Source organism: Streptomyces sp. NPDC046870, from assembly GCF_040704595.1.
Lineage (GTDB): Bacteria > Actinomycetota > Actinomycetes > Streptomycetales > Streptomycetaceae > Streptomyces > Streptomyces argyrophylli.
The window spans coordinates 142,372-162,654 of record NZ_JBEYXM010000016.1; the positions used below are offsets into that span (position 1 = coordinate 142,372).

23 protein-coding genes and 1 riboswitch are annotated in these 20,283 nt (G+C 72.0%); of the genes, 15 read left to right on the forward strand and 8 right to left on the reverse strand.

Going from position 1 to position 20,283, the window contains the following annotated elements:
- The first annotated feature begins 76 nt into the window (after window positions 1-76).
- Complete coding sequence (snpA, locus tag AB0946_RS28810; RefSeq protein WP_366763573.1) at window positions 77-766, forward strand: snapalysin; 690 nt, start codon at window positions 77-79, stop codon at window positions 764-766.
- A 101-nt stretch (window positions 767-867) separates the two neighbouring features.
- Here the strand turns inward: snpA and AB0946_RS28815 are convergent, their stop codons facing one another.
- Genes AB0946_RS28815 through AB0946_RS28825 form a run of 3 tightly spaced genes read right to left on the reverse strand, consistent with a single transcriptional unit; the run spans window position 868 to window position 3,700 of the window.
- Window positions 868-1,866, reverse strand: coding sequence for an ABC transporter substrate-binding protein (locus tag AB0946_RS28815; RefSeq protein ID WP_366763574.1), 999 nt, complete (start codon window positions 1,864-1,866; stop codon window positions 868-870).
- Window positions 1,867-1,874: 8 nt separating this feature from the next.
- Window positions 1,875-2,642 (reverse strand): ABC transporter ATP-binding protein, encoded by a 768-nt coding sequence (locus AB0946_RS28820; RefSeq protein ID WP_366763575.1) that lies wholly within the window; start codon window positions 2,640-2,642, stop codon window positions 1,875-1,877.
- Between the two features lie 2 nt (window positions 2,643-2,644).
- Window positions 2,645-3,700, reverse strand: a complete 1,056-nt coding sequence (locus AB0946_RS28825; RefSeq protein ID WP_366763576.1) for an iron ABC transporter permease — start codon at window positions 3,698-3,700, stop codon at window positions 2,645-2,647.
- Between the two features lie 129 nt (window positions 3,701-3,829).
- A riboswitch (cobalamin riboswitch) is annotated at window positions 3,830-3,911 on the reverse strand.
- A 363-nt stretch (window positions 3,912-4,274) separates the two neighbouring features.
- Between AB0946_RS28825 and AB0946_RS28830 the strand changes: the two genes are divergently transcribed.
- The 7 genes from AB0946_RS28830 (at window position 4,275) to AB0946_RS28860 (ending at window position 8,498) form a co-directional block, all read left to right on the forward strand.
- Window positions 4,275-4,892, forward strand: coding sequence for a hypothetical protein (locus AB0946_RS28830; protein WP_366763577.1), 618 nt, complete (start codon window positions 4,275-4,277; stop codon window positions 4,890-4,892).
- 129 nt (window positions 4,893-5,021) lie between these two features.
- Window positions 5,022-5,258: a DUF2945 domain-containing protein gene (locus AB0946_RS28835; RefSeq protein ID WP_366763578.1), complete on the forward strand. Its 237-nt coding sequence runs from the start codon at window positions 5,022-5,024 to the stop codon at window positions 5,256-5,258.
- A 5-nt stretch (window positions 5,259-5,263) separates the two neighbouring features.
- Window positions 5,264-5,605, forward strand: coding sequence for a DUF3140 domain-containing protein (locus AB0946_RS28840; RefSeq protein WP_366763580.1), 342 nt, complete (start codon window positions 5,264-5,266; stop codon window positions 5,603-5,605).
- A gap of 120 nt (window positions 5,606-5,725) precedes the next feature.
- Window positions 5,726-6,943, forward strand: a complete 1,218-nt coding sequence (locus tag AB0946_RS28845) for a spore photoproduct lyase family protein (protein WP_366763581.1) — start codon at window positions 5,726-5,728, stop codon at window positions 6,941-6,943.
- 63 nt (window positions 6,944-7,006) lie between these two features.
- Window positions 7,007-7,363, forward strand: coding sequence for a PRC-barrel domain-containing protein (locus AB0946_RS28850; protein WP_366763582.1), 357 nt, complete (start codon window positions 7,007-7,009; stop codon window positions 7,361-7,363).
- A 28-nt stretch (window positions 7,364-7,391) separates the two neighbouring features.
- On the forward strand, window positions 7,392-7,565 hold the full coding sequence (locus tag AB0946_RS28855) for a hypothetical protein (protein ID WP_366763583.1): 174 nt from the start codon (window positions 7,392-7,394) through the stop codon (window positions 7,563-7,565).
- Window positions 7,566-7,730: 165 nt separating this feature from the next.
- On the forward strand, window positions 7,731-8,498 hold the full coding sequence (locus tag AB0946_RS28860; protein ID WP_366763584.1) for a beta-glucanase: 768 nt from the start codon (window positions 7,731-7,733) through the stop codon (window positions 8,496-8,498).
- 8 nt (window positions 8,499-8,506) lie between these two features.
- On the opposite strand, the gene AB0946_RS28865 is transcribed toward AB0946_RS28860, so the two are convergent.
- Entirely contained in the window at window positions 8,507-8,752 is a 246-nt protein-coding gene (locus AB0946_RS28865) for a hypothetical protein (protein WP_366763585.1), read from the reverse strand.
- 164 nt (window positions 8,753-8,916) lie between these two features.
- Here AB0946_RS28865 and AB0946_RS28870 point away from each other — a divergent pair, with 164 nt between their 5' ends.
- Entirely contained in the window at window positions 8,917-9,594 is a 678-nt protein-coding gene (locus AB0946_RS28870; protein WP_366763605.1) for a TetR family transcriptional regulator, read from the forward strand.
- A 27-nt stretch (window positions 9,595-9,621) separates the two neighbouring features.
- Here AB0946_RS28870 and AB0946_RS28875 read toward each other — a convergent pair whose 3' ends face one another.
- Together AB0946_RS28875 and AB0946_RS28880 are read right to left on the reverse strand one after the other, a co-directional pair.
- Window positions 9,622-10,038 (reverse strand): SRPBCC family protein, encoded by a 417-nt coding sequence (locus AB0946_RS28875; protein ID WP_366763586.1) that lies wholly within the window; start codon window positions 10,036-10,038, stop codon window positions 9,622-9,624.
- A gap of 40 nt (window positions 10,039-10,078) precedes the next feature.
- Entirely contained in the window at window positions 10,079-11,086 is a 1,008-nt protein-coding gene (locus AB0946_RS28880) for an aldo/keto reductase (protein ID WP_366763587.1), read from the reverse strand.
- 143 nt (window positions 11,087-11,229) lie between these two features.
- Between AB0946_RS28880 and AB0946_RS28885 the strand changes: the two genes are divergently transcribed.
- From AB0946_RS28885 to AB0946_RS28900, 4 genes are all read left to right on the forward strand, one after another.
- Window positions 11,230-12,129: a LysR substrate-binding domain-containing protein gene (locus tag AB0946_RS28885; RefSeq protein ID WP_366763588.1), complete on the forward strand. Its 900-nt coding sequence runs from the start codon at window positions 11,230-11,232 to the stop codon at window positions 12,127-12,129.
- 78 nt (window positions 12,130-12,207) lie between these two features.
- A complete protein-coding gene (locus AB0946_RS28890) occupies window positions 12,208-13,722 on the forward strand; it encodes an MFS transporter (RefSeq protein WP_366763589.1) in 1,515 nt (504 codons plus the stop codon).
- Window positions 13,723-13,887: 165 nt separating this feature from the next.
- A complete protein-coding gene (locus tag AB0946_RS28895) occupies window positions 13,888-14,103 on the forward strand; it encodes a hypothetical protein (RefSeq protein ID WP_366763590.1) in 216 nt (71 codons plus the stop codon).
- 150 nt (window positions 14,104-14,253) lie between these two features.
- A complete protein-coding gene (locus AB0946_RS28900) occupies window positions 14,254-14,679 on the forward strand; it encodes a pyridoxamine 5'-phosphate oxidase family protein (protein WP_366763591.1) in 426 nt (141 codons plus the stop codon).
- A 121-nt stretch (window positions 14,680-14,800) separates the two neighbouring features.
- Here AB0946_RS28900 and htpG read toward each other — a convergent pair whose 3' ends face one another.
- Window positions 14,801-16,711 carry a molecular chaperone HtpG gene (gene htpG / locus AB0946_RS28905; protein ID WP_366763592.1) on the reverse strand — a complete coding sequence of 637 codons (1,911 nt, stop codon included), beginning with the start codon at window positions 16,709-16,711 and terminating at the stop codon, window positions 14,801-14,803.
- Window positions 16,712-17,038: 327 nt separating this feature from the next.
- Between htpG and AB0946_RS28910 the strand changes: the two genes are divergently transcribed.
- Window positions 17,039-17,515, forward strand: coding sequence for an SRPBCC family protein (locus tag AB0946_RS28910; RefSeq protein ID WP_366763593.1), 477 nt, complete (start codon window positions 17,039-17,041; stop codon window positions 17,513-17,515).
- A gap of 203 nt (window positions 17,516-17,718) precedes the next feature.
- The gene (locus AB0946_RS28915) at window positions 17,719-18,621 is read left to right on the forward strand and encodes a DUF6424 family protein (RefSeq protein WP_366763594.1); all 903 of its coding nucleotides are present in this window, start codon (window positions 17,719-17,721) and stop codon (window positions 18,619-18,621) included.
- A gap of 22 nt (window positions 18,622-18,643) precedes the next feature.
- Here the strand turns inward: AB0946_RS28915 and AB0946_RS28920 are convergent, their stop codons facing one another.
- Complete coding sequence (locus AB0946_RS28920; protein WP_366763595.1) at window positions 18,644-19,861, reverse strand: alginate lyase family protein; 1,218 nt, start codon at window positions 19,859-19,861, stop codon at window positions 18,644-18,646.
- Window positions 19,862-20,283 lie beyond the last annotated feature (422 nt).

The window sequence follows — 20,283 nt, forward strand, 5'->3', positions numbered from 1 at the left end:
TCCCGGGCCCCGTTGGTGTGCCCGAGACTCACAGGCAACCGATCGTTCCACCCCACAGGACGAGAAGGAGCCCCCCATGGCGTCGTTCCGCAGCAGCACCGGCTCGCAGCAGACCAGAAGACTCCTGACCCTGGCCCTCGGTCTGGGTCTGGCCTCCGCCGCGCTGGGTACCGCCGGCCCGGCGAGCGTCCAGAGCACCGCCCAGGCACCGGCCCGCACCGCCACCGCCGGATACGTGGGCACGGCCGACGGCGCCGGCAGCAAGGCGTTCTTCGACGCGGTGCTGAAGTCGGTCGCCGAGCGGCAGGCCGACCAGCCCTCGCTGAAGGTGGTGACCGTCTACTACAACGCCTCCCAGGCCCCGAGCTTCCGCTCCCAGATATCGAGCGCCGCCTCCATCTGGAACAGCTCCGTGTCGAACGTCAAGCTCCAGGCGACCTCGGGCACCGGTGACTTCACCTACTACGAGGGCAACGACTCGCGCGGGTCCTACGCCTCCACCAACGGCCACGGCCGCGGCTACATCTTCCTGGACTACGCGCAGAACCAGCAGTACGACTCCATCCGCGTCACCGCCCACGAGACCGGCCACGTGCTGGGCCTGCCCGACCACTACAGCGGACCGTGCAGCGAACTGATGTCGGGCGGCGGCCCCGGCCCGTCCTGCACCAACCGGTACCCGAACGCCACCGAGCGCTCCCGGGTCAACCAGCTGTGGGCCAACGGCCTGGCCAAGGCCCTGGCGAAGGTGAACCAGGGCGGCTGAACCCCACACAGCCCTGCCGGTTCACCCCGGTACGGACCGCGGCTCGGTGATGCCGCGGTCCGTACCGCCGTCTCATGGGTCGTCGCACAGGACCGTGACGGTCACCCCTGTCCCGCCACCGTCCGCAGGTAGGCGCCCAGCCGGGCGATGGCCGACGGGTTGCGGGGACTCTCCACCAGGTCGGCGTAGTCCAGGGCGACGATCCGCCGGTGCCTGATGGCGGAGACGTCGCGCAGCGGGGCGTAGGAGAGCAGGAACTGCTTCTTCCGCTCGGCGCTCACGTCGCCGTAGTCGCAGATCACGATGACGTCCGGGTCGCGCTCGACGACGGTCTCCCAGCCGGCCGTGGTCCAGGAGTCCGCCACGTCGTGCATCACGTTGACGCCGCCGGCCTCGGTGATGATCTGTTCCGGGGCGGCGTAGCGGCCGGAGGTGAAGGGGGTGTCCCGGCCGCTGTCGTAGAGGAAGACCGAGGGGCGGCCGGTGCCCTCGGGGGCCTTCGCGCGTACGCCGGCGATCCGTTCCCTGAAGCCGTCGACCAGCGCCGCGGCGCGTTTCTCGACGCCGAACAGTCTGCCGAGGTTGGTGAGGTCGGTGTACAGGGCGTCCAGGGGCGGCATGATCCCCCGCGAGCTCTTCGTACGGCCGTTGCGGCAGGACTCGGTGAGCACGTACGAGGGGATGCCGAGCCGGTCCAGGGCGTCGGGGGTGAAGCCGCCGTCCTCGCGGAAGCCGTAGTTCCAGCCGGCGACGACGAGATCGGCGCGGGCGTCCAGGACGTTCTCCTTGGTGAGCTGGTCCCTGGACAGCCAGGGCACCTTGTCGTAACCGTCCTTCCACGGCACGCGGCTCAGGTCGCCCCTGTCGTCGGGCATGGCGAAGCCGGCCATGCGGTCCTCGAGGCCCAGCGCGAACATCAGCTCGGTGATGCCGACGTCGTTGGTGACGACGCGCTCGGGGACCTTGTCGTAGGTCACCTCACGGCCGCAGTTGGTGAGCGTGACGGCGGGGGATCGCGCGTCCCGGGCGGACTCGACGGTGGCGCCGCAGCCGGTGGCGGTCACGGCGAGACAGAGGGCGGCGGCGAGCAGCGTGCGCATGATGGTCCTCAGGTGGTGGGCGGAAGCCGGTCGAACAGGAGCTGGACGGCGCCGGTCACGGGATGCCGCACCGGGTGCGCCCGGATGCCGAACACCTCGGCGAGCAGGGCGGGTCGCAGGACGTCGAGCGGTGGGCCGGCGGCGACGATCCGGCCCTTGTCGATGACGTACAGCACGTCGCAGTGCGCGGCGGCGAGGTTCAGGTCGTGCAGCGCGGCCAGCACGGTCAGGCCGCTGCCCCGGACCAGGGCCAGCACGTCCAACTGGTGGGCGATGTCGAGGTGGTTGGTGGGTTCGTCGAGGACCAGCACCCGTGGCTGCTGCGCCAGCGCGCGGGCGATGAGGACCCGCTGCTTCTCGCCCCCGGACAGGCCGGGGAACCCCCGGCCGGCGAGGTGGGTGACGCCCGTGCGGTCCATCGCCCGCGCGCAGACCTCGCGGTCCGCGGCGGCCGTACGGGCGCGGTGCGGCAGCCGGCCCATGGCGACCACCTCCGCCACGGTGAAGTCGAACTCGGCCGACGACTCCTGCGGCAGTGCCGCGAGCGACCGGGCGGCGGACCGCGGGTCCATGGCGTGCAGGTCGTCACCGTCCAGCCGCACCGCCCCGGCGGCCGGCCGCAGCGCCCGGTACACGCTGCGCAACAGGGTCGACTTGCCGCTGCCGTTGGGGCCGACGAGTCCGGCGAACGTCCCGCTGCCCACGGTGAGGTCGATGTGCTCGACCAGACGGGTTCCGGCCGCCTCGATCGTGACGTCCTCGATGTCGAGCCGCACGCTCAGCGCCCCCCGAACGCGTAGCCGCCCCGCCGCATCAGCAGCAGGAACGCGGGGACTCCGACCACCGCGGTGATGACACCGACCGGCAGTTCGGCCGGGGCCAGCAGCAGCCGGGACAGCACGTCCGCCCACACCAGCAGCACCGCTCCCGCGAGCGGGGCCACCGCCAGCACCCGGCGGTGGTCGGCACCGACCAGCATGCGCACGACGTGCGGCACCATCAGCCCGACGAACCCGATGGCCCCGCTGACCGCGACGACGGTTCCCGTCACGGCCGCGGTCACCAGGAACAGCTCCCGCCGCAGACGGGGTGGTGGGACACCGAGGGCGGCCGCGGTCTCGTCCCCCATGGCGAGCGCGTTCAGCGCCTCGGCCCGCCGGCGCAGCCACGCCCATCCGGCGGCCACGGTCACCGCGGCGAGCGGCACCTGCGCCCAGGTGGCGCCGCCGAGGCTGCCCAGCAGCCACATCATCGCCGACCGGGCCGCCTCGCCCCGGGCCGCGCCGAACACCATGACCGTGGTGACGGCCTCGAAGCCGTACGCCAGCGCGGTGCCCGTCAGGATCAGCCGCAGCGGGGTCAGTCCGTGCGGCGAACGGGAGACGGCGTAGACCAGGGCCATGGCCGCGAGCGCGGAGGCGAACGCCGACACCGACAGCGCCCACACCCCGAGTCCCGCCAGCGCGCCGAGCAGGATGACCGCGTTGGCGCCCACCGCCGCGCCGGAGGAGATGCCGAGGACGAACGGGTCGGCCAGCGCGTTGCGGACCATGGCCTGCACGGCCACGCCGACGGCCGCGAGCCCCGCCCCGACGACGGCGGCGAGCAGCACCCGGGGCAGCCGGATCTCCCAGACGATGGTGTAGGGGGCCGCGTCGTGCGCGTGCACGGTGCCGCCGGTGAGCCCGGCCCACAGGAAGCGGAGCGCGTCGGCCCGGCCGATTCCGGCGGCGCCGAGCGCGACACCGCACAGGAGCGAGAGCACCAGCAGCGCCGCCAGCCCCAGGCCGAGCGGCAGCGCGGGTATCCGGCAGGGTGCCGTTCTTCGACGCACGGTGGGGCCGTCCTTCGCACGGGCCGCCGCGGGACGTCGCACAGGGACAGCCCGTACGGCCGTGCCGGCCGCGCGGCCCCCCTCTCGCAGTCCGCGGCGAGCAGTCAAACGGGTCGCTGACCCCTCCGCGGGCGATCGGGCTCGCGCGAGGACCACAGGGTCCCCGCGCACACCGTTGCGGGTCAGCGCCGGACTCTCACCGGACTTCCCCCACGGGAGGCAGGGCGAGCCTAACAAACCGCTCACAGGCGCCTGGCGGAACGGGTGCCGGCGGCCGTGGAGGAACTGCTCCGCTTCGACCCGCCCGTCCGACCGGGGTGCCGCACCGCCCTGGTGGACGCCGGCGTCGCGGGCGCGCCCGTGCCGCCCGGCACCGTCGTCCTCGTGCCGTTCGGTGCGGCCGACCGCGGTCGACTTCCCCGATCCGCACCGGCTCCGGCTCGGCCGGCGGCCGTCTGTGACCGTTCCGTGCCATTCGGGGCACAACGAACCGCGCCCGGGACGGGTCGTACTCCACATGACGGCCGGGAGGGATCCGCCCTCACCGGCGCCTCACACCGCACAGGGGGACACCATGACGATCCGGACGCGAGGCATCCGCAACGCTCTGACGGCCTTGGCCACCGGCACCGCCCTCGCCTTGGCGGCGGTCCCGGCGACGGCTGCCGCCCGCACCGCCGAGGCACCCGCCTTCCTCGACCCGGCGGACCTGCCGCCGCATCCGTCGTCCCCCTGGTACGCCGGCCCGGTCACCGCGGGCCGGCCGGACCCGTTGCCGATCTGCGTCGGCGACGCCCTGCCCTCGGTCTCCGTGCACCGCGCCTACTGGACGGACCTCGACACCAACGCCGTGCAGATCACCGTGGTGGAGCGCGACGCACAGCGCGCCGCCGGCTTCGCGGCCCTGCTGCGCGCGGACCTCGCGGGCTGCGCGAAGAAGCTCCAGGCGCAGTCCCCGGACATCACGGCGGCGAAGAGGTACTACGGCAAGGTCAAGGTGGCGGCGGGCGCCCACGTCTACGGCATCCACACCACCGCGACGTGGGGCGCCTCCGGCATCGCCCTGTTCTCGGTCGGCCGCGAGGGCAGGACGGTGACGGTCGTGAAGTGGTCCCAGATGGGCTCGTTCCGCGACGCCCCGGTCAAGGCGTTCAAGGCCACCACCCGGACGGCGGTCGACAAGCTCTCCTGACCTCCCCGGCCCGCGGAGAGGGCCGGCCGGGCCCACGGGTGCGGACCGCGCCCTCCGGCGGCAAGGTGGTGGGAGGACGCATCGCGATCCACCCGCACGCCGGAACCTCCGTCTCCAGGGAGTACGACCATGGCCAAGGCGAAGCGCACATCAGGCGAGAAGGAACCGTCCAAGGGCGACAAGGTGGCCTGGAGCAGTCACGGAAGCGAGACCGAGGGCACCGTGGAGAAGAAGATCACCGAGCGCACCGAGGCGTCGGGACGCACCGTGGACGCCTCGCCCGACGACCCGCAGTACGAGGTGCGCAGCGACAAGTCCGGCCGGACGGCCGTGCACAAGCCGTCCGCGCTCAAGCGGAAGAAGTAGGCCCGGTGACGGGCGAGGAGCAGCACCGGGAGATCCGGGACGACTTCCGCGAACTGGTGAACATGACACCCTCCGCGCTGGAGAAGTGGCTGGCCACCGACGAATCCCGGGCCGCCGGACAGCACAAGGACGGGGGCGAGTCCACCGGTCACGCCTCCGGCCGCGCCATCGTGGACATCCTCCGCAAGAACAAGGGCGACCTCTCGGACGCGGACTACGCGCACATGCGCAAGGTGACCGGCTACATCCGCCGCCACCTCGCCCAGCGCCCGTCCGGAGACGTACGCGACACACGATGGCGCCACTCGCTGATGAACTGGGGCCACGACCCCCTGGACGACCGCTGAGTCCCGGTCCCCCCGGCACCGGCCTGCGCACTGCCGGCCGGGCGCGCGGAATCACCGCCGCGGCACATGCCTACAGTGGAGTGGAGAACCCACCACGGCACCTTCCCGAGCGGAGCAGAGATGTGGCACCCCTCCGCCGGACCGGACGACGGCTCCGACACCCTGTTCGGCCTCGACGCGCTGGACACCGCCGCGCCCGGCACCCGCGGGACCGGCGGGGACGGCACGGTTCCCGGGCGCGGGCCGGAGCACCGCTCCTCCTTCCGTGACTCCCCCGCGGCCCGCCGCCTGCTGCCGGTGCGGACCGTCTACGCCGAGCCGGCCGCCGCCGCCTCCGACCGCGGCCGTCAGATCCTGGCCCGCTTCCCCGAGGCCGAGGTGATCGAGGTGGACTCCCACTGGCGCATCCCGGGGCTGCACGGCAACGAGGGGAACGTCGAACGCTGGGTGCGGGTGAAGGGGGAGACGCTGGTCCTGGGCGAGAAGAAGACGACGGCGACGCGGCCCAACGGCCGGTCCGCCGACCGGATCGCCCCCGGCGCCTCCAACGGGTGCGCGATGGCCTGCGCCTACTGCTACGTGCCGCGGCGCAAGGGGTACGCCAACCCCATCACCGTCTTCACCAACATCGACGGCATCATCGCCCACCTGGCGCGGCACATCGCACGGCAGGGCCGGAAACGGGAGCCGAACCAGTGCGACGCGTCGGCCTGGGTGTACGACATCGGGGAGAACGGCGACTGTTCGGTGGACGCGCTCATCAGCGACAACACCGCGGATCTCGTCCGGGCCTTCCGCCGGTGGCCGACGGCCAAGGCGTCGTTCGCCACCAAGTTCGTCAACCCCGACCTGCTGGCCCTGGACCCGCAGGGCCGCACGCGCATCCGTTTCTCGCTGATGCCCCCGGCGGACTCCAGGCTGCTGGACCTGCGGACGTCACCCGTCGGCGACCGGATCGCCGCCGCGGCGGACTTCCTGGACGCGGGGTACGAGGTCCACTTCAACCTCTCCCCCGTGGTGGTGCGCCCCGGCTGGCAGGAAGCCTGGGCCGAACTGCTGCGGCATCTCGACGACACCCTGCCCGACAGAGTCAAACGCCAGGCCGCCGCCGAAGTGATCATGCTCACGCACAACCGGGAGCTGCACGAGGTCAACCTGGGGTGGCACCCCCGCGCCGAGGACGTGCTGTGGCAGCCCGCTCTGCAACAGGGCAAACGCTCGGAGAACGGCGCGCTGAACGTCCGCTACGCCACGCGCGTCAAAGCGGAGGCCGTGCGGACCCTGAAGGACCTCGTCGCGTCCCACGCCCCCTGGCTGCGCATCCGGTACGCCTTCTGAGGATTCGGGTGGCACGGCCACATCACCGGCCCGATCGCGGGTACCCCCGCAGAGGAGGTTCTGATGTTCGAGGCATCCGATATCCGTGAGTGGCGAGGACACGACGTCGTCGACCCCAAGGGGCACAAGATCGGCGTCATGGAGTCGATCTACGTGGACACGACCACCGACCAGCCCTTCTTCGCCACGGTGACCGTGGGCATGCCCACCCGTCGCCGTCTGGTGTTCGTACCGCTTCCCGGTGCGACGGTCGGTCCCGGTTACCTGAAGGTCGCCCACAGCAAGGACCAGGTCAAGAAGGCCCCGGCGATCGACACCGACGGCGAGCTGCCCGCCGCCGAGGAGCCGGGTGTCTTCTCCCACTACGAGCTGACCTACACACCGGGCGCCGGCGGCGAGCGACGCCTGGCCCGCCGTTGACGCGCGGAGAACGCGCCGGGAGATTCCGATGAGTCTGTTCCTGTTCCTTGTCCTCGTGGCCGTCGTGCTGGGCATCATCGGCTTCGTCACCCACGGCCTGTTCTACCTCTTCGTCATCGGCGCCGTCGTGCTCGCCGCCGACCTCGTCCTCGCCGCGGTGCGCCTGCGCCGGGGAGGCAGGAAGCACCGGCTCGCCCGCTGACCGCTCACCCGCACGCGGCGCAGGTGCCGGCACGGCGGGCCGACGGGACCCCGGCGACGCACCGAGGCCGCGCCGGGCCGCCCGCCGTTCACCCGGACGGGGCAATCTCGGCACCGGATCGGCGGCCGGGCGCATGACCCGGCGACCGCCGGTCAGACATCGGGCATGGAGGAACATGCACCGGACGGCCGCCTGCCCGCTCCGCGTCGACCCGCCGGATCCGACGTCGTGTTCACGGCGGACTTCGCCTCGCAGACGCAGTGGGTCGCGGGCCGGTCGTGGGCCTATCCGGACGGCGGCCCGGTCAACCCGGACGACGACAAGCTGGACTACCTGGTCGCCGACGCCGGTCACAGCCGCTCCGGGGTCTTCCGGGCCACGCGCCGGCCGGACGGCAGATGGGACACGGGGCTGCTGACCACCGAGGGGAGCGAGGAGGGGTTCACGGTCCGGACCGGGGACGTGCTGGAGGCCCGTGTCCGGCTGCCGAGGGAGATCGGCGCCTGGCCGGCCATCTGGACCTGGCGGGACGGCGACCAGGAGATCGACGTCTTCGAGTACCACCCGGACCACCCGGACCTGCTGGAGCTGACCAACCATGTGCGCGGTGCCGAGCGCTATGTGCGCGACGACGCCGTCGGTCCCGGCGCCTGGGTCGACCTGCGCACCGACTTCGGGCGCCGTTCGGTGGTCTGGTGGCTGAACGGCACGCGGGTCTTCTCGGACGGGCGGGGCGTGGGCCGCGCCTGGTACGCCTACCTGATCGTCAACCTCTCGGTGAGCGCCGGGCGCTACCACCCGCCGCCCGAGGCCGGCACGGCCGAGATGAGCTTCGAGGTCAGCAGCCTCGTCGTACGCCGTCCTGGCCCGGGCGGCGCGAAGGGCGGCGGGGAGCACGGCGAGACCGCCACCGTGGGCGGCCCCGCCGGCTGACACCACCCCTACCGGTCGGAACCGGACTCCTCGTCCTCCTGCCGGCGCTCCCCCGCCCGCTCCTCGGCACGCACGCCTCGCAGCGGCTCACCGGCCGCTGTGCCCTCGTCGGGCTGGTAGGCCTCCTTGGCGCCGGCCGTGCCCGGAATCGTCCGGTCGCGGGCCTGGCTCTCGCTGCCCGAGTGCGCTCCGGGCTCCTCCTGGTCGCGGGCCCGGGCGAACCGGTCGGCGGGCTCGTCGCTGTGTCCCGTCATGGCCGTCCTCCGATCCGTTGGTCGGCACGGCGGGTTCCCGTGGGCCGGCCGGGGAAACGGACGACAGGCCGCGCAGGACCGACGACGACTCGCGGGGTTCTCCACAGCGGGGTTCCCTTGGTCACGCATGGCTACGCAACGCCATTGCGCTACCGGCTCCTATGATGTCCCCCGTGAGTGAGCTTGCCTTTCAGCGTGCGCGCAGTCCCGAGGCCAAACAGGTCCGGGAACAGGCGATCCTGGCCGCGGCCCGCACGCTCGCCGGCCGGCACGGCGTGAGGGACGTCACTCTCACCGACATCGCGACGGCCGTGGGCATGCACAAATCGGCGTTGCTCCGCTACTTCGAGACGAGGGAGCAGATCTTCCTCGAACTGACCGCGGAAGGGTGGCGGCAGTGGTCCGCCGACCTGTGCGGCGACCTCGCCGGCCGGCCGCACGCCACCCCCGCCGAGGTCGCCGGGGTCGTCGCCGGCACGCTCGCGGCGCGCCCCCTGTTCTGCGACCTGCTCGCCCAGGCGCCCCTGAACCTGGAACGGAACGTGTCGATCGAGTCGGTGCGGTCCTTCAAGCTGATGACGCTCGGGGAGGTCGAACGGATCGGCGGCGAGCTGCACCGGCTGCTGGGGCTGACCGAACCGCAGGCCGTGGACACGGTGGCCACTGCGACCGGCATGGCCGGAGCGCTGTGGCAGATGGCCAGTCCGGGGCCGCGCCTGCGCGAGCTGTACGCGAGCGATCCCCGGCTGAGCCATGCCGTCGTCGAGGTGGAACCCCGCCTGACCCGCGTCCTCACCGCCTACCTCACCGGGCTCGGCGCGGCGTCGGCGGCGGCCGGCTGACCGGGCGCCGCGCCCCGCGCCCGCGCGTCAGCCGGTGAGGGTCCGGCGGAGGGCGGCCAGCCCGTCGGTGTAGATGCCGTGGAAGAGGTCGACGGCCTCCTGGTCCGGCACACCGGCGGGGGTGAAGGTGCCGGACCACTCGACGCGGGCGCCGTGGCCGTCGGGCGCCTCGCGCACGGTGAGCGTGGACCGGTAGCCGGTGACGGGGAACGGGGCCTGGACGATGGAGTAGGTGTAGGTGCGCGCCGTGTCGTCGAACGCCTCCAGCCGTTCGACGATGACACCGCCCTCCTCGTTCGTCAGGGTGCGCACCCGGCCGCCCTCGCCGAGTTCGCTGCCGGGGATGTAGGGCAGCCAGTCGGGCAGCGAGCCGAAGCCGCCGATCAGCTGCCACACACGGTCGGCGGGCACGGGGACGTCGAGGGACGCGGTAGTGGTGGCCATGGGTTTCTCCTGGGTGGATCAGGTCTGGTTCGGGGGATGGTCAGGCGGGCAGCGGGGCGTTCCCGGCGATCAGGCCCTCCTCGCGGAGCGCGGCCCAGAAGGCGGCCGGGACCGTCTCGGTGAGCGCGGCGACGTCCTCGGCGACGCGGCTGGGGCGGGTGGCGCCGGGGATGGCCGCGGCGGTCGCCGGGTGGGCGAGGGAGAACTGCAGCGCGGCGGCCTTGATGCCGACGCCGTGCCGGGCGGCGAGTGCCTTGATCCGCTCGACCTTGGCAACGATCTCGGCGGGGGCCTGCTGGTACTCGAAGTGCGTGCCGCCCGCGAGGATGCCCGAGCTGTAGGGACCGCCGACGACGATGTCGACGTTCTGCGCGGCCGCGGCGGGCAGCAGCCGCTGGAGGGCGCGTTCGTGGTCGAGGAGGGTGTAGCGCCCGGCCAGGAGGAACGCGTCCGGCCGGGGCTCGTCGAGGTCGAGGGTCAGCTCCAGGGGTTCGACCCGGTTGACGCCGAGGCCCCAGCCCTTGATGACGCCTTCGTCGCGCAGCCGGTCCAGGACCCGGAACGCTCCGGTGCGGGCGCTCTCGTACCGGGCCAGCCACTCGTCGCCGTAGAAGTCCTGGGCGACGTCGTGCACCCAGACGATGTCGAGCCGGTCCGTCCGCAGGCGCACGAGGCTGTCCTCGACGGAGCGCAGGGTGGCGTCGGCCGAGTAGTCGTTGACCATCTTGTTGGGGCGCCCGTGCTCGAACAGTCCGCCCTTCTCGCCCAGGTCGCGGGCGGCCGGGTCCTCGGCCTCGTCGAGGACGACGCGGCCGACCTTGGTGCTCAGGACGTAGGCGTCGCGGGGCTTGCCGGACAGCACCTCGCCCAGGCGGATCTCGCTGAGCCCCGCGCCGTAGAACGGGGCGGTGTCGAAGTAGCGGATGCCGTGGTCCCAGGCCGCCTGGACGGTGGCCGCCGCCTCCTCGTCCGGGATGGCGCGGAACATGTTGCCCAGCGGGGCCGTGCCGAAGCCGAGACGTCCGGGAAGCAGGTCCTTGATGCTCATGGGGGGTCTTTCGGTGAGAGGTGGTGACGGGTGCCGCGCGGGGTGTCCGGCGGGCCGTCGTCCTTGTGCCACCGAGGTTAGGATCGAGGAGTTGAGACTGTCCAAGACATAGTTGGACAGAGTTCAGTCCCCAGAGGTCTTACATGCTCGATCTGCGCCAGCTCACCTATTTCGTCGCCGTGGCCGAGGCCGAACACGTCGGCCGGGCCGCGGAGGCCCTGCACATCTCCCAGTCGCCGCTCAGCCGGCAGATAGCCCAGCTGGAGCAGAAGCTCGGTCTGACGCTCTTCGAGCGCAGTCAGCAGCGGATCCGCCTCACCGCGGACGGCCGGGTCTTCCTCAGCGAGGCCCGCGCGCTGCTGCGGCACGCCGACCGGCTGGAGAACCTCGGCCGGCGGCTGGGCCGGGGCGAGGAGGGGGGACTGTGCATCGGGTACGTCCCGCACGCCCTGCACACCGGCATCCTGCCCGGCGCGCTGCGCGCCCTCCAGCAGCGCAGCCCCGACATCCACGTCGCCCTGTACCCCCTGAGCCCCGCCGAGCAGTTCGAGGGTCTGCGGCAGCGCAGCCTGGACATCGCGCTCGTCCACGAGCCGCCCGCCGACGACGACTCAGACCTGTGCTCGGCGCTGCTGCTGGAGGACCCGCTGATGCTCGCCCTCCCCCACGGGCATCCGCTCGCCGCGCAGGAGGTCATCACCGCCGCCGATCTCGACGGGCAGCCCTGGATCGCCGTGGCGGACTCCCAGCACCCGGCCTGGCGCGACGCCTTCATCGCCGCCTGCGCGGCGTCCGGGTTCACGCCGGACGTGCGGCTGGACGCCGCCGAGCCGCAGACGGCCCTCGGGCTCGTCGCCTCCGGACTGGGCCTCGCGCTGATCCAGAAGAGCATGCTCCGAGGCGCCGGCGAGAGCATCACGGTACGGGAACTGCCCTGGCACGAGGCGTCCGTACGGCTCTGGGCTGCCTGGCACCGGACGGATCTCCGCCCGGTCGTGCCGTCGTTCCGCGAGCTGGTCCTGGGCGGGGCCGGGACCGGGTGAGCGAGCGGGGCAGGTGTGCCTCCGCCCGGCGCGGGAACTTGGTCCGACCGAGTGCGGCCCTGGTGGAAGGAGTCCCAGGTGACAGCGTCGACATCGGCGGGCAGGCGGGACGCGGGTGCCCAGGAGGCCGGGTACGAGCCTGATCCGCGCCGGTGGCGCGCCCTGTGGGTCACCTTGGTGGCGGGCTTCATGAGCCTGCTCGACGTGACGATCGTGGCGGTCGCCCTGCCCACCATCCAACGGGACCTGGGCGCCTCCCCGGCACAGGTGCAGTGGGTGGTCTCCGGATACGCTCTGACGTTCGCCCTCGCCCTCGTCACCGCCGGCCGTCTCGGCGACGCGCTGGACCGGCGCCGTATCTTCCTGCTGGCCCTCGCCTGTTTCGTCGTCTTCAGCGCGGCGTGCGGTGCGGCACCCGGCATCATGCTGCTGGTGGTGGCCCGTCTCGCCCAGGGTCTGGCGGCCGGCTTCATGGCCCCGCAGAACTCCGCGCTCATCCAGCAGCTGTTCCGCGGCGCCGAACGCGGCCGGGCCTTCGGCTTCTTCGGTGCCACCGTCGGCATCTCCTCCGCCGCGGGCCCCCTCACCGGCGGTGTCATCCTCGCCCTCGCCTCGGGCGCCCAGGGCTGGCGGTGGATCTTCTACGTCAACGTCCCCATCGGCATCCTCGCCGTCCTCCTCGGCCGCCGCCTGCTGCCCCGCACGCGGCGCTCCGGGCGGGGCCGGGTGGACGTGCCCGGCGTCCTGCTCCTCGGCCTGGGCGTCCTCGCGCTCATGTTTCCGCTGGTCCAGGCGGACTCCGGTGGTCTCGGCCGCCTGTGGTGGCTGTTCCCGGCGGGCGCGGCGGTGCTGGTCGTCTTCGTCCAGTGGCAGCGCCGCCTGGTCGCCCGGCACGCCCAGCCGCTGCTCGACCCGCGGCTGTTCAGCAGCGTGCGGGGCTACGCGGTCGGCGCCGGCATCGGCACGCTGTACTTCATCGGCTTCAGCGGGGTCTGGCTGGTGTTCGCCCTCTTCTACCAGCACGGCCTCGGCTTCTCCCCGCTCCGCTCCGGTCTCGCCGTGACGCCGTTCGCCCTCGGCTCGGCGAGCGCGGCCGTGGTGTCCGGGCGGCTGGTGGACAGGTTCGGCCGCCTGCTCACCGTGTGCGGCCTGACGGGCGTGCTCGTCGGTCTGGGCGGGACCGCGCTGCTGCTCCGCTTCGTGCCCCTGGACGTCGCTCCCTGGGTCGCCGCCCCGGTGCTGTTCCTCGGCGGCGTCGGCGGTGGCTTCGTGGTCTCCCCCAACATCACGATGACCTTGCGGGACGTACCGGTGCGGATGGCGGGCGCGGCGGGCGGCGCCCTGCAGACCGGGCAGCGGCTGGGCGCCACGCTGGGCACCGCCGCCCTGCCCGGCCTCTTCTACCTGGTGCTCGGCCGCGGCCACGACTACCGGGGCGCGCTCGTGACCGCGCTGTGCGCCGCCCTCGCCGGGATGGCGGCCTCCCTGGCGCTCGCGACCTTCGACTGGCGGCGGGACCGGCGGCCGAGCCATCCGCGCGGGGAGTGCCCGGACGAGGTCGCCCACGACCCGGTGCACGCCCGGCACACCTGACCGGCCCGCGTCCGCGCACGGCCGGCCGCCGGCCGAGGCTCTGCGGCACGGCCACGGCACGCGGCAGGGCCATCAGGGTGGCGCCGGGCCGTGTCGGGCTGCCGACGCGCCCCGGGTTGGCCATGCTGGGCCGGAGCGGCACCCAGTGGCGACAAGGAGCACCGCATGGCGACGGACCCGGTCGAACGATTCCTGGCTGCGCTGGACCCCCACCACCGCGAGGCCGTCGGCGCGCGGCCGCGCGAGGAGCAGGAAGCCCTGGCGGCGGCCTGGGAACGGGAACTCGAAGCGGACGACGAGTTGGACACGCTCGACGAGCTGTCCCCGCCGGCGGCGGAGGCGGAGGCGGCCCGCCGCGTCCTGGACCGCGACGCCGGCTAGGGCCTTTCGTTCGGATCAGGCCGGATCAGGGAGCGGGGTCCGGTGCCGTGCGTCGCACGGCGGAGTGCGCCATGGCGGAGCCGGTCGGCCCGCGGAACTCGGCGGAATCCGCTACGGCCGGCCGCGCGGCCCGGCGTTAGGGTCGGCCACGTGACACTCTCCATCGAAGAACGAGAGCGGTTTCTGGCGGAGCCCCACATCGGCGCGCTGTCGGTCGTCGAACGGCCGGACCGCGCCCCGCTGACGGTTCCCATCTGGTACCAGTACACGCCGGGTGGCGAGCTGTGGGTGCGCACCGGACCCGATTCCCGAAAGACGCGGGCGATCCGTGCCGCGGGGCGCTTCAGCCTGATGGTGCAGCGCACGGAGCCCACCGTGCGCTACGTGTCGGTCGAGGGACCGGTCACCAGGACGGCGCCGGACAGCCACGAGCACTCCTGGGAGATGGCGGCGCGCTACCTGCCGCAGGAGAAGGTCGCCGCGTTCGTCGAGTACGACCGGACCCGGCTCGGCGAGCACTTCCTCGTCTACATGCGGCCCGAGCACTGGATCTCCGCCGACCTGGGCGCCGTCTGACGGCACCGGGGCCGGCACCGTGCCGTTGCCCCGGCACCGGTGCCCGGGCCGTCGGCGGCGGTGCCTGGGGACGGGGCGGTGTACTCGGCGCGGAGTACACCGCCCGCCCCGGAGGGCACCGTTACAGCGCGCGTTCCAGACGGTCCGCCATCAGCTTCACGAACCGGGCCGGCTCCTTCGGCTGGCCGCCCTCGGCGAGTACCGCCAGACCGTGCAGCAGCTCGGCGGTCTCGGCCAGCTCCGTGCGGTCCTCGCGCTCCTGGTACGCCTGGTTGAGGCCCTTCACCAGCTGGTGGCCGGGGTTGAGCTCCAGGATCCGCTTGGCGCGGGGCACCTCCTGGCCCATGGCGCGGTACATGTTCTCCAGGGCCGGCGTCAGGTCGTGCGCGTCGGAGACGACACAGGCCGGGGAGACGGTGAGCCGGGAGGACAGGCGCACCTCCTTGATGTCCTCGTCCAGCTGCTCCTTCATCCAGCCGAGCAGCCCGGCGTACTCCTCGGTCTGCTTCTCGCGCTCCTCGTCGGCGGTGTCCTCGTCCTCGGCGTCGAGATCGATCTGCCCCTTGGCGACGGACCGCAGCTTCTTGCCCTCGTACTCGCCGACGGCGTCGGCCCACACCTCGTCCACGGGGTCGGTGAGCAGCAGCACCTCGATGCCCCGTTCCCGGAACGCCTCCATGTGCGGGGAGTTCTCGATGCTCTGCCGCGACTCACCGGTCAGGTAGTAGATGTCCTCCTGGCCGTCCTTCATCCGCTCCACGTACCCCTTGAGCGTGGTCGGCTCGGTGTCGTGGTGGGTGCTCGCGAACGACGCGACGGCGAGGAGGGCGTCGCGGTTCTCCGAGTCGGTGACCAGTCCTTCCTTCAGGACCGTGCCGAACTCCCGCCAGAAGGTGGCGTACCGCTCCTGGTCCTTGGTCATCATCTCCTTGACCGTGGACAGGACCTTCTTCGTCAGCCGGCGCCGCATCATCTCGATGTGGCGGTCCTGCTGGAGGATCTCGCGGGAGACGTTCAGCGAGAGGTCGGCCGCGTCGACCACGCCCTTGACGAAGCGGAGGTACGGCGGCAGCAGCGCCTCGCAGTCGTCCATGATGAACACGCGCTTGACGTAGAGCTGCACGCCGCGCTTGAAGTCCCGCGTGAACAGGTCGTGCGGGGCGTGTTCGGGGAGGAACAGCAGGGCCTGGTACTCGAAGGTGCCCTCCGCCTGGAGCCGGATCGTCTCCAGCGGGTCACGCCAGTCGTGGGCGATGTGCTTGTACAGCTCGTGGTACTCGTCGTCGGACACCTCGTCGCGGGGCCGCGCCCACAGCGCCTTCATCGAGTTGAGCGTCTCCGGCTCGGGTGCCCCGTCGTCCTCGCCGGCCGTGGCGGAGCGCTCGGGCACCATCCGGATGGGCCAGGTGATGAAGTCCGAGTACCGCTTGATGATCTCCCTGATCTTCCAGGGCGAGGTGTAGTCGTGGAGCTGGTTCTCCGGGTCGGCCGGCTTGAGGTGGAGCGTGACCGAAGTGCCCTGCGGCGCGTCGTCCACCCGCTCCAGCGTGTACGTGCCCTCGCCGCGCGACGTCCAGCGGGTGCCCTGGCTCTCGCCGGCGCGCCGGGTCAGCAGGGTCACCTCGTCGGCCACCATGAAGCCGGAGTAGAACCCCACGCCGAACTGGCCGATGAGCCCTTCCTCCCCGGCCGCGTCCTTGGCCTCGCGCAGCTCCCGCAGGAACTCCGCGGTGCCCGAGTTGGCGATCGTGCCGATGAGCTGCCCGACCTCGTCGTACGACATCCCGATGCCGTTGTCCCGCACGGTGAGCGTACGGGCGTCCTTGTCGACGTCGATCTCGATGTGCGGGTCGGACACGTCGGCGTCGAGCGAGTCGTCCCAGAGCTTCTCCAGGCGCAACTTGTCCAACGCGTCCGAGGCGTTGGAGACGAGCTCCCGCAGGAAGACGTCCTTGTTCGAGTAGACCGAGTGGATCATCAGCTGCAGCAGCTGACGGGCCTCCACCTGGAACTCGAAGGTCTCGGTCGGCATGTTCGCGAATACCTCACAGGTCCTGTCGCCGGAACTGGTGGAGCTACTGTAAAACACCACGTCAGCGCGGTGGCCGGAAGAGCGGGCCGTGGCCGGAAGAGCGGCTGGTGGCTGGATCCCTACCGTATGCCGTCCGCCTGCGCACGGACGCGGTCCGCCTGCGCACCGCGTGGTCACTCTCTCACGCTGCGGAACGGCGCCGCCGCGCCCGTGCCGTTGCCGGGAGCCGGGGCCCATAACCGGCGGCTCGCCGGGTACTCGCCCGGCCCAGGCCCGGCAACGGTCCGGGGCCGCCGCCAGTCGAGCGAGGACAACGGAGGTACGGAGATGAGCACGGTCAAGGAAGCGGTGGAGGTCGACGTTCCGCTGCACACCGCCTACAACCAGTGGACGCAGTTCGAGGACTTCCCGAACTTCATGGAAGGCGTCGAGGAGGTCAGGCAGCTGGACGACCGGCACAATCACTGGACCATGAAGATCGGCGGAGTGCGGCGCGAGTTCGACACCGAGATCGTCGACCAGCTGCCCGACGAGCGCATCACCTGGCGCACCACCAGCGGCGACACGAGCCAGAAGGGCACCGTCCGCTTCGAGCGCCTGGACGACATGCACACCAAGGTCGAGCTGGTGATGGACGTCGAGCCCAGTGGAGCCGTGGAGAAGGCGGCGGATCTGATCGGCACGATCGACCGGCGCGTCAAGGGAGACATGAAGCGGTTCAAGCAGTTCATCGAGGAACAGGGCGGGGAGTCCGGTTCCTGGCGCGGCCGGATCCGGCCCGGGGACAGCGGTTCGTCCCTCTGATCCGGACGCGGCCGTGACGCATACGCCGCCGAGCGCACCGCTCGGCGGCCGTTTGCTGCCACGCCGCGCACGCGGGCCCGGTGGCCGTCCGCCGCGGCGTTCGCTCCGGCTCGCACACCGCCGTCCCACAGCGCACGATGGTCACAGGGGGCACTCGGACCACGGTCCGTGCTCCGGGCCGTGGGCGGCAGGAGGAGGTCGTCATGACCCGCGCCGGCACCGTCGCCGCAGCCCGGACACCCGACACGATCCAGCCGGGCGGCGAGGAATCGGAGAACCACCCCTGGAGGATCCGGCTGGTCAAGCACCCGGAGCGCTTCGAGTCGTCGTACTTCAGGGCCGCGAAACGCACGGCACACAAGATCCTGGACGAGATCGACGACGCCGACCTGCCCTACGGGCCCCGGCCCGTCGCACCCGCGCACTGGGAGATGCACCACGGGGGCAGCCTGTGGGTGAGGACGACGAGCGGCTGGCGGATGTACCGGGCCCGCGCGGGCATCGAGTGGAGCATGCAGTTCTGCGCCGATCCGTCCAGGATCGACCGGCTGCGCCAGGACGCGGCCGTCCTCGTGGCCGGGTTCCCCGAGACGCTGCCCGCCCTGGCGGAACTGGGTTACGAGGAGGCCGAGGAGTTGCTGCGCACGCCCGTCACGGACGCCGACGGTGTCGAGGCGTGGACCGACTCGCTCTTCAACTCCTGCGTGCCGATGAGCCGTTCGGATCACCAGGGCATCCTCCCCAAGGTGCCCGGTGAGCACCACTACCCGTGGCCCGTCAAGGGTGCGGACTTCTTCCGGTACGAGGACTTCCAGCTGTGGGTGACCCTGCCCGACGGCACGCACGGCGCCGTGACACCGGTGGACCGGCGGGGTTCCGGGGACGGGCACGTGCGTCTCGTGCTCGCCTCCGAGGGCAGCCAGGCGGCGGACGCGCTGGCCGAGGCGCAGGACCGCGGGCTGATGGCGGTCCTGCCGCCGAACAGCTCCGCCGCGCTCCAGGCGTTCGCCGGCCAGATCGAGCCGGGACAGCGCACCGCGTCCGGCCCGCTGACGGCCCGCCGGGCCCACGCGCACCCGAACGGGCGGGGCGCGCGGGCCCGTTGAGCGGGACGACACCGCAGTGGGCTCAGTTCGGGTTGTCCCCGTGGGTGAGGGTCTCCCAGGCGACGAAGAGGTTGTTGCTGCCGGCCGGGCGGTTCTGCTCGGTCAGGGCCTGGGTGTTGGTCATGGCGATGCCCAGTCGGTTGTGCAGGGCGTTGTAGCCGACCTCGGTGACCGGGCCCAGCCCCCGGTTGACCGACCCGCCGCACAGCCAGCTCGGGACGGCGGCACCGAGTTCGTACTTGGACTGGAAGCCGAGTGCCTGCCGCAGGCGCTCACCCACGTCGGTGCCGTACAGGTCCTGCCCCTGGATACGGCTGGTCTCGGCGACGTGTGAGATGGCCGAGATGCCGTATCCGGTGTGGGTGAAGTCGCGGCAGGTCTCCTGGGTGAGTCCGGTGACGAAGGTGGACTGCCCCTGCCAGTACGACACGATCTTGTCGCGCGTGTTCAGGTTCTGGCTCGGCACGGTCTTGGGCAGGTCGCCGTCGGAGGCGAGGTACACGTACGCGGCGGTGCGGGTGCGGAACTTGGCCATGGCGGTGTCGTACGACGCCTTGTCCTCCAGGAAGACGGAGATGCCGACGGCCGCCTCCATCATCGACAGCTCCCAGTTGCCGTTGGAGTTCGAGCCGTTGATGACCTCGGGCAGATAGACGTTGCGGAGCATCGTCGCGAACCGGCCGGAGTTGGCCCATGTGCCGGTGTACGTGTACTTGATGATCTCGGCGGCCTTCGGCCAGGAGGATCCCGCCCAGCCCGTCTGCAGCGGGGCGTTGCTGTTGGTGTGGTCCTGCAGCACGGCGGACCAGGCGTCCATCAGCTCGATCGCCTTCTTGGCGTAGCGCTCGTCCCGGGTGATGTACCAGGCGAGCGCGTCGGTGTACGCCGCGATCGCGTCCTCGCGTTCGTCCGTACAGCCGTAGTTGGGGTTGGAGTACGAGCCGCACTCGACGACGGCGCGCGGCTGGGGGGTGCGGCTGAGGCTCGCGTACTTGCTGGCCATCATCTGGTCGTACGCGCTCTTCCAGGGCTGTACGCCGGCGAGCACCTTGCCCCGGGCGAAGTCGAGTTGGGCGCGGGAGACGGTGACGCCGGGGTGGGCGAAGGTGGCGGGTGCGGCCTCCGCCCGCTGGCTCCCCGGCCAGGAGAGCAGCCCGGTGGTGAGCAGGGTGGCGGCCGCCGTGAGGGCGAGAGCGGAACGCGGGGAGGTGCGGCGGCGCCGAGCGGGTGTGTCCTGCATCTGATCCCGTCCTCGTATGTGAACGAAGTGCGGCTGACTGAACGTCGAGTTGACGAGACCATAGGTACGGACCAGGTGGCCGTCAAGAGTCCGGAAGAGACAACTCCCGTCACGCACAAGCCTTTTCACATCTTGACGTGATTGGTTCAGACCTCTTACCTTCCCGGTGCCGGGCGGGCCTTCGCGCGCAGCGTTCGAGCCGGCGAGGCCCTCCCTTTCCCTCATCGACGCGAAAGGCAGTGATCTCTTCCCTTGTCCGCGCCATCCCCCCACCGTGCCCCGCTGTTCAGGACCGTGCTCGCCGCCGCGTTCGCCGTCTCCGCCGGGCTGCTGGCCGCCTCCCCCGCGCAGGCCGCCACCGGCACGATCACCGGCCTGGCCGGCAAGTGCCTCGACGTCGCCGGGGCCGGCACCGCCGACGG

Bases quoted from the DNA above. Each gene is read 5' to 3' on its own strand.
- snpA (WP_366763573.1), top strand. From the start codon at position 77: ATGGCGTCGTTCCGCAGCAGCACCGGCTCGCAGCAGACCAGAAGACTC.
- AB0946_RS28815 (WP_366763574.1), bottom strand. From the start codon at position 1,866: ATGCGCACGCTGCTCGCCGCCGCCCTCTGTCTCGCCGTGACCGCCACC.
- AB0946_RS28830 (WP_366763577.1), top strand. From the start codon at position 4,275: ATGACGATCCGGACGCGAGGCATCCGCAACGCTCTGACGGCCTTGGCC.
- AB0946_RS28835 (WP_366763578.1), top strand. From the start codon at position 5,022: ATGGCCAAGGCGAAGCGCACATCAGGCGAGAAGGAACCGTCCAAGGGC.
- AB0946_RS28845 (WP_366763581.1), top strand. From the start codon at position 5,726: ATGTGGCACCCCTCCGCCGGACCGGACGACGGCTCCGACACCCTGTTC.
- AB0946_RS28850 (WP_366763582.1), top strand. From the start codon at position 7,007: ATGTTCGAGGCATCCGATATCCGTGAGTGGCGAGGACACGACGTCGTC.
- AB0946_RS28855 (WP_366763583.1), top strand. From the start codon at position 7,392: ATGAGTCTGTTCCTGTTCCTTGTCCTCGTGGCCGTCGTGCTGGGCATC.
- AB0946_RS28860 (WP_366763584.1), top strand. From the start codon at position 7,731: ATGGAGGAACATGCACCGGACGGCCGCCTGCCCGCTCCGCGTCGACCC.
- AB0946_RS28865 (WP_366763585.1), bottom strand. From the start codon at position 8,752: ATGACGGGACACAGCGACGAGCCCGCCGACCGGTTCGCCCGGGCCCGC.
- AB0946_RS28870 (WP_366763605.1), top strand. From the start codon at position 8,917: ATGTCCCCCGTGAGTGAGCTTGCCTTTCAGCGTGCGCGCAGTCCCGAG.
- AB0946_RS28875 (WP_366763586.1), bottom strand. From the start codon at position 10,038: ATGGCCACCACTACCGCGTCCCTCGACGTCCCCGTGCCCGCCGACCGT.
- AB0946_RS28880 (WP_366763587.1), bottom strand. From the start codon at position 11,086: ATGAGCATCAAGGACCTGCTTCCCGGACGTCTCGGCTTCGGCACGGCC.
- AB0946_RS28885 (WP_366763588.1), top strand. From the start codon at position 11,230: ATGCTCGATCTGCGCCAGCTCACCTATTTCGTCGCCGTGGCCGAGGCC.
- AB0946_RS28895 (WP_366763590.1), top strand. From the start codon at position 13,888: ATGGCGACGGACCCGGTCGAACGATTCCTGGCTGCGCTGGACCCCCAC.
- htpG (WP_366763592.1), bottom strand. From the start codon at position 16,711: ATGCCGACCGAGACCTTCGAGTTCCAGGTGGAGGCCCGTCAGCTGCTG.
- AB0946_RS28910 (WP_366763593.1), top strand. From the start codon at position 17,039: ATGAGCACGGTCAAGGAAGCGGTGGAGGTCGACGTTCCGCTGCACACC.
- AB0946_RS28915 (WP_366763594.1), top strand. From the start codon at position 17,719: ATGACCCGCGCCGGCACCGTCGCCGCAGCCCGGACACCCGACACGATC.
- AB0946_RS28920 (WP_366763595.1), bottom strand. From the start codon at position 19,861: ATGCAGGACACACCCGCTCGGCGCCGCCGCACCTCCCCGCGTTCCGCT.